Raw genomic sequence first — 17,042 nt, forward strand, 5'->3', positions numbered from 1 at the left:
ATAAATGAAAGAGATACCTGCTTGCTCAGGTTTATAGACTCTACTGTCTCACCTACTCCGCTCATAATTAAAATAGCTAAGGAGTTGCTATGGATAGCTTCATCAAAAATTTACCCAAAGTTGAGCTGCACTTACATATAGAAGGCACATTAGAGCCAGAGCTGATGTTCCAACTCGCCAAGCGTAATAACCTGTCGATTCCCTTTGAGACCCCAGACCAAGTTCGAGACGCGTACCAGTTCCACAATCTTCAATCCTTTCTCGATATCTATTACCAAGGTGCAAACGTACTGATTCATGAACAAGATTTCTACGACCTGACGTGGGCTTATCTGTTGAAGTGTCAGCAAGATAATGTGGTTCATACTGAGATCTTCTTCGACCCTCAGACTCACACTGAACGCGGCATTGACTTTGAAGTCATCGTTGGCGGGATTACTCGAGCTTTGAATCAAGTGGAGCAAGAGCTTGGTATCAGCAGCCAACTGATCATGTGCTTTCTGCGTCATCTCGATGAAGACAGCGCTTTTGAAACACTCAAACAAGCCCTTCCTTATAAAGATAAGATCATTGCCGTTGGGTTAGATTCATCAGAACAGGGCAATCCACCAGAGAAGTTTAAACATGTATTCCAAGAAGCGATCAACCAAGGCTTTCTGACTGTCGCGCACGCCGGAGAAGAAGGCCCAGCACAAAATATTAGCGACGCACTGAGCTTGCTAGGCATTACCCGAATTGATCATGGCGTTCGCTGTGTAGAAGATGAAGAGTTGATGGAACAGCTAATAGCAAAACGTACACCACTGACCGTCTGCCCGCTGTCGAATACCAAGCTCAAGGTGTTTGAGACCATGCAAGAACACAACATCGTCGAGTTGCTGAGAAAAGGGCTGTGCGTCACCATCAATTCCGATGATCCGGCTTACTTCGGCGGCTATATGAATGATAACTTCCTCGCCGTCGCCAATGCTCACCCAGTGACCAAAAACGAATTGGCGCAGTTCAGTATTAATGCCATCGAAGCCAGTTTTATCTCGCCTCACGCCAAGGAAGATCTCATCACACAGGTACGCCAATACCTTGCTGCGAGTACTTAATGAGTTATCAAGATCAAAAAGGGAAGCTCTGAGCTTCCCTATCTATATCAATAGATAACTAATTGGCTTAGCCCGGGTGACCATCCACTCTTGGCGTTAACAGCATCATCCCAAATTTCCAGATAAATAGACCGAACGCTAACGTCCATAAACCCGCGCTGGTATTGACCATCTCAAATAAATACGCCGGGAAGAATGTCACACCTAAACTACGAACGAGTGACGCGATAAATATAGCCGAGAACGCCAAAGCCATACTTGGCCCTTTATAGATAGCACGGCCAGTATGTCCCATTGTCACGCGCGTGATCATCGCCAGAATTAACCCACTCAAACCGCCAATCGCAAACAGGTGCAGCATGTTATGGCTCGCGAACGGGTTATCTAGCAAACCGCGTAACAGCAAGCTGAGAGGGATACATAGGTAAGCCGCATGCAGCGACCACACCAAGGGTTCTGATAGTGTTGTCCAAGGCTTCCAGCGGATAAAGCGCACCAACTGTGTCACACCTGCAAATACCATCAACTCATTGCCGACTTGAGCAAAGGTCAATGGGAAGAAGCTCAACACAAATAAGCCAACCAAAGGTAGATTGGCTAACCATTCCAACCAAACCAAGGGCTGCGCTTTTTCGAAATCAAAACGACGCGCTGTAAAGAATGGGAGCACTCGCCCACCCATCACTGATAACAGCAAGGTAAACCACCACAACATAGCCTGCCAAACTGCAGACGATGGGAATGGAGGCATCCCCTTAATGGTCGCGTAACTAGCAAAGTTCGCCACGATAGCCAATATAAACAGTGGCACAAAGAATAGATTCTTCCAGCCTTTCGACTTCACGACTCGGAAACCAATTTCGTAGGCGGCGAAGATTAAGAACAGCGCCTCAACCGACGAGATCAGCCATAACGGAGCGGGTGTCCAAAACAGAATACGAGGTGCGAGCCACAAACCGACTAGCGCAGCTAATCGATAATGCTTGGTGCCATTGACACCCGTCCACGTTTGTACTGCCGTTAACACAAAACCGACCACTATCGCCATTGAGAAACCAAACAGCATCTCATGCACGTGCCACCACAGTGCGGGAACTTTTAAAATCTCAGGCTGACCGTTTTGGAACATGATGACCCAAGCGACAATCGCGATCACTGCATAGAGACTGCCTAAAAAGAAGAAAGGTCGAAAGCCTAAACGCAGGTAGGCTGGAATCGCGTCTTCTACACTTTTATCTGTGATATTTAACAAACTCGCTCCTAATTCTCAGATAAGCGGCCAAGGTATTACCTAAACCAAATTTTGTGTGCATCAAATCCGATGCAATATGCAGATCACAATGCATGAAACGCGCCAATTAGATAAAACCAGTAAAAACAGCGACTCACGAGATTCAATAGCCAATAAATAAGTCAAAAAAACACAACCAAAAGAGTCATAAAGACATATACATGTATAAATAGAAACTTACTGACTTTTGGTATCTCGCCACATATAGTAAGACTAGACTTAAATGGAACAACTCAGACAAGGAATGCGATGTATATTTTTGGTTATGGCAGTTTAATCAACTCATCTTCACGTCAGCTTACCGGTCAGACAGGGCAAGCGATCCCTGCGATTGTTCATGGCTTGATTCGCCATTGGAGCAAGATCGATGACAGCTATGTCTTATCCCCTTTGATCGTCAATCTCGGCGAAGGACAAGTGAATGGTGTGTTGCTTGAGGTGGATGATATTGCACTGGCTGAGTTTGATCGCCGTGAGCGTGGTTATCACCGTATCGAATTAAAGGCCTCTCAGATAGAAAGCCAAGATGAATTCAAACAGGATCAACCGATCTGGGTTTACATCAAAGACGAGATTGAAGCACCTTGCGAAAACAGCCCTATCGTTCAAACCTACGTCGATACTGTATTAGCAGGATGTTTAGAGGTGTCTGAAAGCTTTGCGGCGCACTTCGTTAAACACACACAAGGTTGGCATCACCCATTAGAAAATGATCGCCACCAGCCTAAATACGGCAACCTTGCTGGGGTTTCCGATCACCATCACAGTGTGATTGATGGCTTGATACTAACTGTACGCAGCTAGTTGATTTAGGTTGGTGAACACATTGACTCACCAACCTAAAGTGAGCTTAAACGACACGAATACCTGCTGGCATCGCACGTTCAGGTGTTAGCAATACACTTTCAGATTCATCTTCCGTTTCTGCACAAAGCAACATGCACTCAGAAGTGTGGCCTCTCATCTTCGCCTTCGCTAGATTGCACAAAACAACAACCTGCTTACCCATCAACTCTTCTTCTGTGTAGTAAGGGACTAGGCTGGTCACCGTTTGCAGTGTCTTGTCACCAACATCCACTTGCACTATGTAAAGCTTGTCGGCGTTTTCATGACGCACAACCTCAATGATCTTACCCACACGCATTTCTAACTTAGCAAAGTCACCATAAGAGACAGTATCCATTTCTCACTTCCTATATTGGTTTATTTTCACTCATTAAATCATTTACTAAAATTAAGTAAAATGTAAATGTTTACACTAGCATTAAGCCTAATAATTACAAGCGGTAAAGATCTCATTACTGGAAGTAAAATGAGAGTTTCGTTGCCTTACTATCATTGTCGGTGTTAAATAGATGAAGCAATGTATAGAGGTTAAAAATGGCAACAATTAAAGATGTAGCAAAGGAAGCTGGTGTTTCTGTTGCAACCGTATCTCGAGTGATCAACAAGTCTCCCAAGGCGAGTGCAAGCTCGGTAGAATCTGTAACTAAAGCGATGTCTAAACTTGGCTATCGACCGAATGCCAATGCTCGAGCGCTGGTAAGCCAAAGCACGAACACTGTTGGTGTATTGGTCGGTGACATCTCCGATCCCTTTTTTGGCACGCTGGTTAAGGCTGTCGACAATGTCGCTCGTGAGAACGGAAAACATATCCTTGTCGGTAATGGCTCGCACGATCGTGAAGAAGAGAGACAAGCGATTGAATTGCTGATTAACAGCCGTTGTGACGCCCTGGTGATCCACTCTAAAGGCCTCACCGACGAAGAACTGATTGCCTATGCAAAAGAGGTCAAAGGCTTAGTACTGATCAACCGTTATATTGCTGAGATTGCCAACCACTGTATTTTCTTAGACAACAAAAAAGGTGCGTATCTTGCGACGGAATATCTGATCCGCCATGGCCATAAGAACATTGCCTGTATCGCCTCATCGCATAGCATTGAAGATGCCGATGAGCGTATCCAAGGTTACTTAGCGGCACTCTCAGATTACAAAATAGCGCTCTCTGACAGCTATATTGAATACTCAGCGCCGACCAGTGACGGTGGCGAATACGCCATGACTAACCTTCTGACTAAGTCACTGCCAATCACTGGCATTGTGGCGTACAACGATTACATGGCAGCTGGTGCTTTGTCTGTCCTTGATGAAAACGGTATTCAAGCGCCAGACAAAATGTCGATCATCGGTTTCGATGATGGTTTGATTGCCCGCTATGTTCATCCAAAGCTCACCACTATTCGCTACCCGATTCAGATGATGGCAGAGAAAGCGACACGACTCGCGTTGCACTTAGCCAAAGGTGAAAACACCTCAACTGAACCAATGATGTTCTCTCCAACTCTGGTACGCCGTAATTCGGTAGAGAAAGTCTAGGTTCTGGTCGACTCATCAAGCAATAAACAAAAAAAAGCCCTAACAGAATCGCTTCTGTTAGGGCTTTCCTACCTTACTCAGATACTCAACAATCGCGCTTAATAAACCGCACTCTTGTTGAGCGCCACTTTTGCTCATCCCCCAAGAACAACGCGATAATTCACATCGTCCTATTCACAAACAAAAGATATTGACGTAACCGCTTTGAGCTAGAGCGTACTAGTTTGAAGAATCCCCCGAAAATTCAAACTGGTAACAGGTACTGTAGTTATATTCTTGTTCAGGCTTGAGAATACAACTGTCCTGCTTCCACTCTGGGTGGTTAGGAGAGTCAGGTAAGAACTGGGTTTCTAGCGCCAAACCAGCGTAGTCTTCATAGCTGCCACCACTTCGGTTTGGTGTGCCACCAAGCCAGTTTCCGGTGTATAGCTGCATCGCAGGTTTGGTTGAAAATACTTTTAGTGTGACGAGCGCATCCGGTGAGGTTACGGTCGCGGCGCATTGAGTGCGTTTGCAGCCATCAGCCAATAAGAAAGAGTGGTCGTAACCCTTTGCTGCTTTCTGCTGTTCATCGCCCAACAAACGCTCTGAGATCATCATAGGCTGATTGAAGTCAAAGCTGGTCGATTTCACTGATTTAAGGTTACCTAACGGAATACCCACCGAATTGGTCGGTAAGAACTGATTAGCATTGATACTGACAATGTGTGACAAACAATCGTGTCCAGCTTCAGCGCCAAGTAGATTGAAGTACGCATGATTCGTTAGGTTGACTACAGTCGGCTTGTCTGTGGTTGCAGAGTAATTAATGGACACTCGATTGTCTTCGGTGATGTCATAACGTACCGACACATTCAAATTCCCCGGGAATCCTTGGTCGCCATCAGCAGACTCTAGACTGAACACCACTGACGTTTCGGTTTGCTCGGCAATATTCCAACGGCGTTTATCAAATCCGTTCGGGCCACCATGTAAGGTATTGCCCGCTTGGTTGGTTTCCAGCTTGTAATTCTGACCATCAATTTTGAAACGACCATTAGCAATGCGGTTAGCATAACGGCCAACGGTTGTGCCCATATAGCTGGCTTGTTTATCGAAGTTCTCCATTGAGTTAACACCCAACAACACTTCTCTTTTGTTTCCCTTTACTGGCAGGATACAGCTCAACCATGTTGCACCAATATCCATGAATGTCACTTGAATGCCATGCGTATTTGATAGCGTCACTAACTGAGCGGGTTGGCCATCATAGGCTGGAGTCTGCGCCATGGATTGATGCAGGTTTTGCTCTTGTGTCATTCTAAATTCCTTCTAGTGCCAGTAAAAAGCCTCTACCTGAAGTAAAGGCTTTAGCATTTGGCCTACCATGATCTTTTTACTTGGTAAGCTCTATATTAAGTCTCGAAGCCGTTAGATTACTTCAACTAAGCCTGCTCCGTCTTTCGCTTGGCACACATAAATAGATTCTTTTAGCCCCGTCGCCGCTTGATATTTCTGTTCAACGGTTGTTTTGATTTCATCAACCAATGCAGGTGGAACCAATGCCACAATACAACCACCGAAACCACCGCCAGTCATACGCACGCCACCTTGTTCACCGATCACTTCTTTGACCATATCAACCAGCGCATCAATCTCTTTCACCGTGATTTCAAAATCATCACGCATTGATGCATGCGATTCAGCCATCAACTCGCCCATACGCTTCATATCATGAGTGCGTAGAGCTTGAGCCGCTTCAACAGTACGGTCATTTTCAGTAATCACGTGACGAGCACGTTTCGCGACCATTTCATCCAATTCAGACTCTTTCGCTTTGAATTGCTCAATGGTCACATCACGAAGTGCCGGAACACCAAAGATGCGCGCCGCTTCTTCACACTGTTCACGACGTGTGTTGTATTCGCTGTCGACTAAGCCGCGTTTCTTGTTTGAGTTAATGATAACCACAGCCATATCTTCTGGCATTGAAACCGCTTGAGTCTCTAGGCTACGACAATCCAAAAGCATCGCGTGGTTTGCGCGACCTTCTGCAGAGATCATTTGGTCCATGATGCCGCAGTTACAGCCCACAAATTCGTTTTCGGCCTGCTGACCATTTAGCGCCACTTCAGCTTGGCTGATCTCTAGGTTATAAAGCACCTTGAATGTTTGACCAATCACCACTTCCAGCGCCGCAGAAGAACTTAAACCTGCACCTTGAGGCACGTTGCCCGTTACAGAGATGTCTGCACCTGTAAATTCAAAGCCGCGACCTTTTAAGCACTTCACCACACCACGAATGTAGTTCGCCCACATCTTGTCTTGTTGGAATGTGATCTCTTGAGTTAAATCGAACTCATCGACTGCATTACCGTAGTCCACTGATACTACGCGAACAATGTTGTCGTCACGCTTAGCCGCGGCGACTACCGTTTGGTAGTTAATGGCACACGGTAGAACAAAACCATCGTTGTAGTCAGTGTGCTCGCCGATCAGGTTCACACGACCTGGTGCTTGGATAATATGAGTCGCTTGGTAACCAAGGACTTGCTCAAAAGATGCTTTCACGTTTTGGATTAGGTCAGACATAAGTAAACTCTCTGGTTAAACTCTTTGTTCAATTGGTTATGGCCCCTTCACGGCACCACTTTAATTCTTTTAGATTCCCTATATCGTTCGTCGCTCACGGTAGGGAATGACAACATCAGCGACTAAACTTTTAAGCTTCTAAGCTCTTAAACTTATGGGCTTTTCATCTGCCGTCATTCCAGAATCGAGGGACGAGATATCAGGAATCTCGCTTGTTATCTACGAAGCAACGTATTACTGCTCTTTATAGTGAACGTCACTCAAATCACGCAGACGCTGCGCTGCTTGTTCTGCGGTTAAATCACGCTGAGACTCAGCCAACATTTCGTAGCCGACCATGAACTTGCGAACCGAAGCACTACGTAGCAATGGCGGGTAGAACAACGCATGCAGTTGCCAGTGATCGATGTCCGTGCCTTCTTCAAAGAACGGCGCATAGTGCCAGCCCATTGAGTAAGGGAATGAGCATTGGAACAAGTTGTCGTAACGGCTCGTCAGCTTCTTAATCGCAAGCGCTAGATCATCACGTTGTTCGTCAGTCAGTTCGCTCATACGGCGAATGTGCGTTTTTGGTAGCAACATGGTTTCAAATGGCCACGCCGCCCAGTAAGGCACCACCGCAATCCAATGTTCAGTTTCAACCACAGTGCGAGAGCCGTCTTTCATTTCAGCTTCAACGTAATCCACTAAAAGATTCGAACCTTGTTGTTCGAAGTACTCTTTTAACAATTTCTCTTTGCGTTCAATCTCGTTGGGCAAAAAGCTGTTTGCCCATATCTGACCGTGCGGATGAGGCTGAGAACAGCCCATGGTCTCGCCTTTGTTTTCAAACGCTTGAACCCATAGGTAGTCTTTACCTAGCTCTTCAATCTGTTCATTCCATGTGTCGATAACACCGCGAATCTTGTTTACCGGAAGCTCCGGCAGCGTTTTGCTGTGGTCCGGAGAAAAACAGATCACGCGGCTCAACCCGCGAACACCTTGAGTCTTGAATAGAGGGTTATCAGACTCTGGAGCGTCAGGTGAATCAGGCATCAACGCCGCGAAGTCATTACTGAATACATAAGTGCCGTCGTAATCTGGGTTTTCGTCGCCCGAGATACGCGTATTGGTTGGGCACAAGAAACACTCTTTCTCATACGCAGGAAGCTGCGCAGTCGATGGTTTTTCATCTTGGCCACTCCAAGGACGTTTTGCTCGGTGCGGTGATACTAAGATCCACTGACCCGTTAATGGGTTATAACGACGATGCGGGTGGTCTACTGGGTTAAATTCAACTTTTGACATGTTTAGATTGCTCTCAAATTTTGTGTCTTGGTCAATTCACCAAGATGAATAATTCTTCTACAAGGAGATTCCCTATCACGCTCGTGCCTCGCTGTAGGGAATGACGTGTAATCTCGTTGTGCTATTTACCACTTCATAGCCTTATGCTCATCCGTCATTCCAGAATAAAGGCACGAGATATCTGGAATCTCTATTTTTTCAATAGCTTAAAAGTTCTTTAGTAACCTTGTGGGTTATTCGACTGCCAATTCCATGTATCCGCCGTCATCTCCATCACGCTACGCGTCGCCTTCCAGCCAAGCTCGCGCTCTGCTTTTTCAGTACTTGCCCAACATTCGGCAATGTCACCTGCGCGGCGTGGGCAAAGTTCATAAGGAACTGGCTTACCCGATGCTTGTGCGAAGGCTTCAACCATCTCGAGTACACTTGAGCCTTTGCCCGTACCTAGGTTGTAAATGTGTAAGCCCGCTTTCTCGCCAACCACTTTTAGTGCTGCTACGTGGCCATCAGCCAAATCCATTACATGAATATAGTCACGAACGCCTGTGCCATCGACTGTTGGGTAATCGTTTCCAAAAACAGCCAGTTTTTCACGGCGACCGACGGCTACTTGAGCAATAAACGGCATTAAATTATTTGGGATACCTTGTGGGTCTTCACCCATAGTGCCCGATGGATGTGCGCCAACTGGATTGAAGTAACGCAGTAAAGTGACGCTCCAGTCGTTCTCCGCGTTGAACAGATCGCTCAAGCACTCTTCCACCATATATTTGCTGCGACCATAAGGGTTAGTTGTCGCGCCAGTTGGTGAAGTTTCAGTAATCGGCACTACTTCTGGATCACCGTAAACGGTAGCCGAAGAACTAAATACGATGCTTTTCACGCCCGCTTTCTTCATGCTGCGAGCTAACACTAGTGAACCATTAACGTTGTTATCGTAGTACTCCAAAGGCTTAGACACCGACTCCCCAACCGCTTTCAGGCCAGCAAAGTGAATCACGGCTTGGATATCGTTTTCTGAAAACACGCTATCTAGAAAAGATTGATCACGAATGTCGCCAAGATAAAAAGTTGGTCGCTTACCGGTCAATGATTCGATTCGCTCCAGTACTAGCTCTTTGCTGTTGCAAAGGTTATCAACAATGATTGGCTCCATACCCGCCTGTATCATTTGAATACATGTATGACTTCCGATATAACCCATGCCGCCCGTAACCAGTACTTTCACAATCAACCTCTCTTTGTCGTCATTCTTGGACTAACTCGAACTGACATTCAGCTCAGTAGCACCGTATGCCAGAAATAGTAGCAGCCATTTTGACTATAATTCTGTGATCAAAACCACGAAGTGTAAACGTTTACACTAACTCATATCATTGTTACTGAACGTGACATAGGGAGAATCTATAAACAAACACATCTAATTCATTGAATTTTAATAAGATAATTATAGATAGTTAGATTTGAGACATCATAGAGGAGTTGAGCATTTATTTTACTAAAAGTTAATGCAATGACTTCCAGTTTGATTACAATAGGTCTGTAGAATAAAGAGGTGCATTGCTTTTTTACTAAATACCAATTTCAAAGCAGCGCAATGTTCCAATAACAGGAAGTGAGTATGGCAACGTTAAAAGATATCGCGACTGAAGCGAATGTATCATTGGCTACAGTTTCAAGGGTTCTCAATGAAGATCCAACATTAAGCGTCAAGGAAGAGACCAAAAGGCGTATCTTTGAAATTGCAGAGAAGTTGGAATACAAAACCAGCAGCTCACGAAAAACCGTTAGCAGTAAAAAACAAAACCATCACTTCCTAGCACTGTATAACTACAAGCAAGAAGCGGAAGTTAACGACCCTTACTATCTATCGATTCGCCACGGGATTGAAACCCAATGTGAAAAGATGGAAGTTAAGCTAACCAACTGTTATGAAAGTAAAATACAGATCAATTCAGCACCAATCACAGGTGTTTTGTTGGTGGGTAGAATGACACCAGAGGTTATCGAGCAAGCTAAAAAGCTGAGCGATAATATCTGTTATGTCGATTTTACCGATCACTCAGAACCTTATGACTCTGTCGATATCGACCTGGCTTTGATCAGCAAAGAGATCACCAACTTCTTTATCAACCAAGGCTATGAGCGCATCGGCTTTATTGGTGGCCAAGACGACGTCAATACCCCTGATATTCGTGAAGTCGCTTTTGCTGAATATGGTGGCCTCAAGAACGTTGTCAGTGAGCAAGACATCTACCGTGGTGACTTCTCTAGCTCATCAGGTTACAAGCTTGCAAAACAGATGCTCGCGACGGGCGACTACCCTAAAGCCATGTTTATTGCGTCAGATTCCATCGCAATTGGCGTTTTACGAGCAGTTCATGAGCACGGATTAAACATCCCTGAAGATATTGCGCTGATCAGTGTAAACGACATCCCAACAGCTAAATTTACCTTCCCATCTTTATCAACGGTTCGTATTCACTCTGAACTGATGGGAATTCAAGGCGTTAACCTGCTGATTGAAAAAGTACGCGACGGCCGAACCATCCCACTACGTGTCTATGTACCAAGCAAACTCAAGCTGCGCGATACAACAAAATAATTAAATATATCAAGTAGATAAATAAAGGCTGCCTTTGTTGAAGGTGGCCTTTTTTGTGCCCGTCACATACATCAATCTCCACGTATCCCCCTCTTTAATCTGCTACATAAATCAGCCAATAGCATTCTTTTAAGTGGATCACACAGCACCGTAAAAAGACCATAAAAAACGTGATGAAGTTAAAGTAAAACGTTTTCACCAATTTCATTTAGTAAAACTTTTACTAATAATTACCTCAGTCCAAAAATACTCGTATTCACTACGACCCAATTACGCATAAGAACGTCGGTCAGCAAACTGCATTCAGACCGAGAGAGAGGCAACGTGAACAACTGGGAAAACTTCCTGAACTTACATGAGAACCGTATGGCACCGCGTGCATACTTCTTCTCGTACGCATCAGAAAAAAATGCAAAAACGTTTCAGCGTGAACTGAGCAGCCACTTCCAACTATTGAGTGGCCAATGGAATTTCAGCTATTTCACCAATCCGCTATTGGTTCCTGAAGAGTTCTATTCTCAGGAAATGAGCGACTGGGGAAACATCACGGTTCCAAACATGTGGCAAATGGAAGGCCACGGCGATCTTCAATACACAGATGAAGGTTTCCCATTCCCAATTGATGTGCCTTTCGTACCATCAGACAACCCAACCGGCGCATACCAACGCTCTTTCTTCCTTGGCGAAAGCTGGGACGAGAAACAAACCATCATCAAATTTGATGGCGTTGAAACTTATTTCGAAGTTTACGTAAACGGCGAATACGTCGGCTTCAGCAAAGGCAGCCGCCTAACCGCTGAGTTCGATATCTCTAGCCAGGTAAAAGCAGGCAACAACCTACTTTCTATTCGAGTGATGCAGTGGGCCGACTCTACCTACATTGAAGACCAAGACATGTGGTGGACGGGCGGTATCTTCCGTGACGTTTACCTAGTAGGTAAAGAACAACTGCACGTTCAAGACGTTACCGTTCGCACTGACTTCGACGACGCTTACCAAAGCGCGACCCTGTTATGCAAAGTGGAACTAGAAAACCTAGCAGCAGCGGCAAACGCAACCCTTGAGTACGCATTGCTTGATGGCAGCCAAGTTATCTCGCAAGGCTCTGTAGATCGCTTAGCCGTCCCTAATCATAAGACTGATGGCAATGTAGATACTCAATTCTCTATCGATGTAGTGAACCCTGTTCAATGGAACGCTGAAAACCCATACCTTTACCAACTGCTGCTGACGCTGAAAGACGCTGACGGCAAAGTGTTAGAAGTAATCCCACAACGCGTTGGTTTCCGTGACATTAAAGTTCGTGATGGTCTGTTCTACATCAACAACAAATACGTGATGCTGCATGGTGTGAACCGCCACGACAACGACCACCTAAAAGGTCGTGCTGTTGGGATGGATCGCGTAGAAAAAGACTTAGTGTTGATGAAGCAACACAACATCAACTCAGTACGTACAGCGCACTACCCGAACGACCCACGTTTCTACGAACTGTGTGATATCTACGGTCTGTTCGTGATGGGCGAAACCGATGTTGAAACACACGGTTTTGCTAACGTTGGCGACTTAAGCCGCATCACTAACGATGTAGCATGGAAAGCGGTGTTTGTTGAGCGTATCGAGCGTCATATTCACGCTCAAAAGAACCACCCTTCTATCATCATGTGGTCACTGGGTAACGAGTCTGGTTACGGCTGCAACATCCGTTCTATGTACGATGCAGCAAAAGCCATTGATGACACGCGTCTGGTTCATTACGAAGAAGACCGTGATGCTGAAGTGGTCGACATCATTTCAACCATGTACTCACGAGCTCAACTGATGAATGCCTTCGGTGAATTCCCGCACGAAAAGCCACGCATCATCTGCGAATACGCACACGCAATGGGTAACGGCCCGGGTGGTTTAACTGAATACCAAAACGTGTTCTACAAGCATGACGCAATTCAAGGTCACTATGTTTGGGAATGGTGTGACCACGGCATTCTAGCGCGTGATGAAGCAGGCACAGAGTTCTACAAATACGGCGGTGACTACGGTGACTACCCGAACAACTACAACTTCTGCATGGACGGTTTGATCTACCCAGACCAAACGCCAGGCCCTGGCTTGAAAGAGTACAAGCAAGTGATTGCCCCAGTGAAGCTTCGCGATTTCGATGCACAAACGGGCACCTTCACGGTAGACAACAAACTTTGGTTCTCAAACATCGATGACTACACCATCACTGCGGAAATCCGTGCTGAAGGTGAAACCATTGCTGTGCAACACATCAAGATTGAAGAACTGGCAGAAAACTCGAGCCGTGAACTGACACTTAACTTGCCACAACTTGATGAGCGCGAAGTGTTTGTGAACTTTACCGTGCGCAAGGATTCTCGTACGCCTTACAGCGAAGCGAACCACGACATCGCGGTGTATCAATTCCAAGTGAAAGAGAACACAGCACAGCTAGAAGCCTTCACTAACAACAATGCGACAGCACTGAATGTGGAAGAGTCTCGTTTAGCTTACCTAATCAAAGGCCACAACTTCGCACTGAACTTCTCGAAAGTGAACGGCAAGCTGACGTCATGGTTGGTCAATGGCGAAGAGATGATTAAGTCAGAACCACGAATCAACTTCTTCAAGCCAATGATCGATAACCATAAACAAGAGCACGATGGTTACTGGGAGCCTGCACACTTGCAAATTATGCAGGAGCACTTCCGTAGCATTGACCTTGAATGCGTTAACGTTGAACAGGTAAATGGCAAGGTAGAGATCACCACCACCAGCATCATTGCTCCACCAGTATTCGATTTCGGCATGCGTTGTGAATATCGCTACCAAGTTAATGCTGAAGGCCAATTGAACGTTGAGCTAAGCGGCGAACGTTACGGTGAGTACCCTCATGTAATTCCTGTGATTGGTTTTGATATGGGCATCAACGGCGACTTCGACCAAGTCCAATATTACGGACGCGGCCCTGAAGAGAACTACCAAGACAGCAAGCAAGCCAACATGATTGATGTGTACCAATCAACCGTTGCAGACATGTTCGAGAACTACCCGTTCCCACAGAACAACGGCAACCGCCAACACGTTCGTTGGGCTGCGCTTTCAAGCCGCGCGGGTAATGGTATTGCAGTAAAACCACAGCAAGAAATCAACTTCAGCGCATGGTTCTACACCAACCAAAACCTGCACCAAGCACAACACACCATTGAGCTAGAGAAAAGCGGTTACATCACGTTAAACCTAGATCACCAAGTGATGGGCTTAGGCTCTAACTCTTGGGGCAGCGAAGTGCTCGATTCTTACCGCGTTTACATGGACGAGTTCCGCTACGGTTTAACTCTGATTCCATTCCAAGCAGGCGATTGCGATGCGCAGCACCTAATCAATCACAACTTTGGCGATGAGTTTTTTACGGTGAATGCACCAAAAGCTCAACCACAACTGAACGAGGCATAAGCGATGATCGTTTTAGAGAACTTAGAACAATTTAAAGTCGTCTACCGCGATGGTCGTAAATGGCAACGCTGTGTAGAAGCGATTGAAAACATCGGAAACATCAAAGATGGCGTGATGTATTCAATTGGTGATTCACTGGCTTACATGATTGAAGACGGTGTGGCTCGTAACACAGAAAACTTCACCGGTAATCGTCGTTACTTCGACGTGCACTACTACCTAGAAGGCCGTGAAACGGTTGAATTCGCAGCGAAATCAGAGCTAGAGCAGATCCAAGCTTATAGCGATGAAACCGACCGCGAACACCTAATGGGGAACGGTGAAACTCGTGAGCTAGCTGAAGGCCAAGTGGCGATCTTTGACAACAATCAGGCTTACCGTTTCCACGGTGATAACCGAGTTCGAAAAGTGGTACTGAAAGTGACCATTGAAGACGGTTACTTCCTCAATAAATAAACAATAACGCTATCTATTCACAGTGTGACTGAGGCTTGCCGTTCAAGACTCAGCCACACTGCAAACGCCTTTATGCTTCTTCCCTACAAGGAAGCTTAAAGATATAACGACTATAATTACGTGACCCTTGGAGGACACTATGTCTGAATCTGTACGCGGTAAGTTAGGCAAATTTGCCCTACTCTCCATGACATTTGCAGCGGTATTTAACGTTCGCAACATTGTAAACAACAACATCGAATTGGGATTGAGTTCAGCCCCTATCTTTTTGCTCGCGACCCTTATTTACTTCATTCCGTTCGTGTTCATCATTGCTGAATTCGTATCAGCAAATAAAAATTCTGAGTCAGGCATGTATGACTGGCTAAAAAAACCACTAGGCTCAAAAGCAGCCTACCTAGGTTCCTTCCTATACTGGTTCGTAAACCTTTTCTGGTTTGTATCCCTGCTACCAAACGTAATCGCCTATGCGTCTTACGCGATGTTGGGCTATGAATACGCCTTCTCGCCAGTCGTCACATCGGCTATCTCGATTGCTCTGTTTGCTGCAGCAACTCACATCTCAACCAAAGGCGCGAGCTGGCTAGGTAAGATTGCCGAGATCGTGGCCTACGGTGTATTCGCTCTGTTTGCAATCTACGTTATCGGTGCACTAATGGCACTGGGCGGCAACCATGAGCCAGTAGAACCAATCACGCTTGAAGCAATGACACCGACCATCAACTGGGCAACGCTAGGTATCATGTGTTGGATCTTCCAAGCAGCCGGTGGTGCAGAAACCGCAGCCGCTTACCTAAACGATGTTAAGGGCGGTCACAAGTCTTTCATCAAGGTTATCATTGGTGCAGGTATCGCAATCGGCGCAATGTACGCAGTGGGCTCTCTTCTAGTAAACGTATTCGTTGCTCGTGATGAACTGACCTACGCTGGCGGCATGGTTGAAATCTTCACAGGTATGGCGAACTACTTCGACATTTCACAATCTCTAACGGGTCGCTTCGTCGGTATTATCCTATTCGTTGCTATGTTCGGTTCGATGATGATGTGGACAGCAGCTCCAGTAAAAATTCACTTCTCTGAAATCCCTAAAGGTGTTTACGGCGAGAAGACAACAGAGCTTAACGAACACGGCGTGCCAGTACGTGCAGCTTGGTGGCAGTTCGCGTTTGTATTCGTGATGCTTGTGGTGAACGGCTTCGGCTCTGAATCTGTACAAGACATGATGAATACAGCAATCAATCTAACAGCAGGTACCGCAATGCTACCGCCAATCTTCATCATGGTGGCCTACTTTGTATTCCGCTTGAAACACGACGACACACCGCGTGATTTCCGCATGGGTACTCGAGTTCAAGGTATGGCAGTAGTATCGGTACTGATTGGTATCTTCATTGTGAGCATGACAGCATCGGCATTCCCGACAGGTGTTGACCTTGTTCAAGCCTTCTTCATCAACGTCTTCATGACAGCGGTATTCTCTGGTATCGCATGGTGGTGGATCTCTCGCTTTGAAAAGAAGCAAGCAGGTAAAGAAGCAAAGCTAGAAACGGCTAAGCAGTCGTAATCCAGAATCTATACATCTAGTTAAAAGCGCCTTAATTGGCGCTTTTTTTGTTTTAAATCAGATAATTAAAATAAAAACCCCAAAAATAAAAACGCCATTCCGTCAAGGTTTCAGTTCACGAAAAACACCAATTAATAGGTAATAAAACTCAAATAAAAACCAAGGTAAAACATTAACTAAATTTATTTACTCAAGGTCACATATTTGATCAATTTCGATTAACTTCCCGCCGCTTAATCTTTAATCTTCTTGCTGAAGAGACAAACTGATTCATATAAAGAAAGCGACAAAAAAGCCCCTACACGCCTTATAAATCGTCGCTCATGAAACAAGCAA

General features: G+C 45.6%; 13 protein-coding genes. 7 read left to right on the plus strand and 6 right to left on the minus strand.

Translation table 11 applies throughout. From position 1 onward, the window contains the following. The first annotated feature begins 89 nt into the window (after positions 1 to 89). Positions 90 to 1,097 (plus strand): adenosine deaminase, encoded by a 1,008-nt coding sequence (locus AB4486_RS04440; protein WP_017069510.1) that lies wholly within the window; start codon positions 90 to 92, stop codon positions 1,095 to 1,097. Between the two features lie 67 nt (positions 1,098 to 1,164). Here the strand turns inward: AB4486_RS04440 and AB4486_RS04445 are convergent, their stop codons facing one another. After that, on the minus strand, positions 1,165 to 2,349 hold the full coding sequence (locus AB4486_RS04445; RefSeq protein WP_372116570.1) for an NnrS family protein: 1,185 nt from the start codon (positions 2,347 to 2,349) through the stop codon (positions 1,165 to 1,167). Between the two features lie 288 nt (positions 2,350 to 2,637). Between AB4486_RS04445 and AB4486_RS04450 the strand changes: the two genes are divergently transcribed. Continuing rightward, positions 2,638 to 3,192, plus strand: coding sequence for a gamma-glutamylcyclotransferase family protein (locus AB4486_RS04450; protein WP_017060795.1), 555 nt, complete (start codon positions 2,638 to 2,640; stop codon positions 3,190 to 3,192). Between the two features lie 46 nt (positions 3,193 to 3,238). On the opposite strand, the gene AB4486_RS04455 is transcribed toward AB4486_RS04450, so the two are convergent. After that, entirely contained in the window at positions 3,239 to 3,571 is a 333-nt protein-coding gene (locus AB4486_RS04455; RefSeq protein WP_017060796.1) for a tRNA-binding protein, read from the minus strand. 197 nt (positions 3,572 to 3,768) lie between these two features. Here AB4486_RS04455 and AB4486_RS04460 point away from each other — a divergent pair, with 197 nt between their 5' ends. Beyond that, on the plus strand, positions 3,769 to 4,767 hold the full coding sequence (locus tag AB4486_RS04460; protein ID WP_017066816.1) for a substrate-binding domain-containing protein: 999 nt from the start codon (positions 3,769 to 3,771) through the stop codon (positions 4,765 to 4,767). 219 nt (positions 4,768 to 4,986) lie between these two features. Here AB4486_RS04460 and galM read toward each other — a convergent pair whose 3' ends face one another. From galM to galE, 4 genes are all read right to left on the minus strand, one after another. After that, complete coding sequence (gene galM / locus AB4486_RS04465) at positions 4,987 to 6,066, minus strand: galactose-1-epimerase (RefSeq protein ID WP_017063325.1); 1,080 nt, start codon at positions 6,064 to 6,066, stop codon at positions 4,987 to 4,989. A 111-nt stretch (positions 6,067 to 6,177) separates the two neighbouring features. Next, a complete protein-coding gene (galK, locus tag AB4486_RS04470) occupies positions 6,178 to 7,338 on the minus strand; it encodes a galactokinase (RefSeq protein WP_017060799.1) in 1,161 nt (386 codons plus the stop codon). Positions 7,339 to 7,572: 234 nt separating this feature from the next. Beyond that, positions 7,573 to 8,625 (minus strand): UDP-glucose--hexose-1-phosphate uridylyltransferase, encoded by a 1,053-nt coding sequence (locus AB4486_RS04475; protein WP_052878877.1) that lies wholly within the window; start codon positions 8,623 to 8,625, stop codon positions 7,573 to 7,575. A 217-nt stretch (positions 8,626 to 8,842) separates the two neighbouring features. Further along, entirely contained in the window at positions 8,843 to 9,853 is a 1,011-nt protein-coding gene (galE, locus tag AB4486_RS04480; protein ID WP_136981660.1) for a UDP-glucose 4-epimerase GalE, read from the minus strand. Positions 9,854 to 10,246: 393 nt separating this feature from the next. Here galE and ebgR point away from each other — a divergent pair, with 393 nt between their 5' ends. The 4 genes from ebgR to AB4486_RS04500 all read left to right on the plus strand — a co-directional run bounded on the left by ebgR (position 10,247) and on the right by AB4486_RS04500 (position 16,706). After that, positions 10,247 to 11,230: a transcriptional regulator EbgR gene (ebgR, locus tag AB4486_RS04485; protein WP_017069515.1), complete on the plus strand. Its 984-nt coding sequence runs from the start codon at positions 10,247 to 10,249 to the stop codon at positions 11,228 to 11,230. Between the two features lie 324 nt (positions 11,231 to 11,554). Further along, entirely contained in the window at positions 11,555 to 14,686 is a 3,132-nt protein-coding gene (gene ebgA, locus AB4486_RS04490) for a beta-galactosidase subunit alpha (RefSeq protein WP_372116571.1), read from the plus strand. Positions 14,687 to 14,689: 3 nt separating this feature from the next. Further along, on the plus strand, positions 14,690 to 15,142 hold the full coding sequence (locus tag AB4486_RS04495; RefSeq protein ID WP_017066026.1) for a beta-galactosidase subunit beta: 453 nt from the start codon (positions 14,690 to 14,692) through the stop codon (positions 15,140 to 15,142). A gap of 139 nt (positions 15,143 to 15,281) precedes the next feature. Then, a complete protein-coding gene (locus AB4486_RS04500; protein WP_017063320.1) occupies positions 15,282 to 16,706 on the plus strand; it encodes an amino acid permease in 1,425 nt (474 codons plus the stop codon). Positions 16,707 to 17,042 lie beyond the last annotated feature (336 nt).

The sequence above is a fragment of the Vibrio sp. 10N.222.55.C6 genome (assembly GCF_041473395.1).
GTDB classification, from domain to species: Bacteria; Pseudomonadota; Gammaproteobacteria; order Enterobacterales; family Vibrionaceae; genus Vibrio; species Vibrio crassostreae_C.

Coding starts and splice junctions, on each gene's coding strand:
- galK (WP_017060799.1), bottom strand. CDS start 7,338: ATGTCTGACCTAATCCAAAACGTGAAAGCATCTTTTGAGCAAGTCCTT.
- AB4486_RS04440 (WP_017069510.1), top strand. CDS start 90: ATGGATAGCTTCATCAAAAATTTACCCAAAGTTGAGCTGCACTTACAT.
- ebgR (WP_017069515.1), top strand. CDS start 10,247: ATGGCAACGTTAAAAGATATCGCGACTGAAGCGAATGTATCATTGGCT.
- AB4486_RS04460 (WP_017066816.1), top strand. CDS start 3,769: ATGGCAACAATTAAAGATGTAGCAAAGGAAGCTGGTGTTTCTGTTGCA.
- AB4486_RS04450 (WP_017060795.1), top strand. CDS start 2,638: ATGTATATTTTTGGTTATGGCAGTTTAATCAACTCATCTTCACGTCAG.
- AB4486_RS04475 (WP_052878877.1), bottom strand. CDS start 8,625: ATGTCAAAAGTTGAATTTAACCCAGTAGACCACCCGCATCGTCGTTAT.
- galM (WP_017063325.1), bottom strand. CDS start 6,066: ATGACACAAGAGCAAAACCTGCATCAATCCATGGCGCAGACTCCAGCC.
- AB4486_RS04500 (WP_017063320.1), top strand. CDS start 15,282: ATGTCTGAATCTGTACGCGGTAAGTTAGGCAAATTTGCCCTACTCTCC.
- AB4486_RS04455 (WP_017060796.1), bottom strand. CDS start 3,571: ATGGATACTGTCTCTTATGGTGACTTTGCTAAGTTAGAAATGCGTGTG.
- AB4486_RS04495 (WP_017066026.1), top strand. CDS start 14,690: ATGATCGTTTTAGAGAACTTAGAACAATTTAAAGTCGTCTACCGCGAT.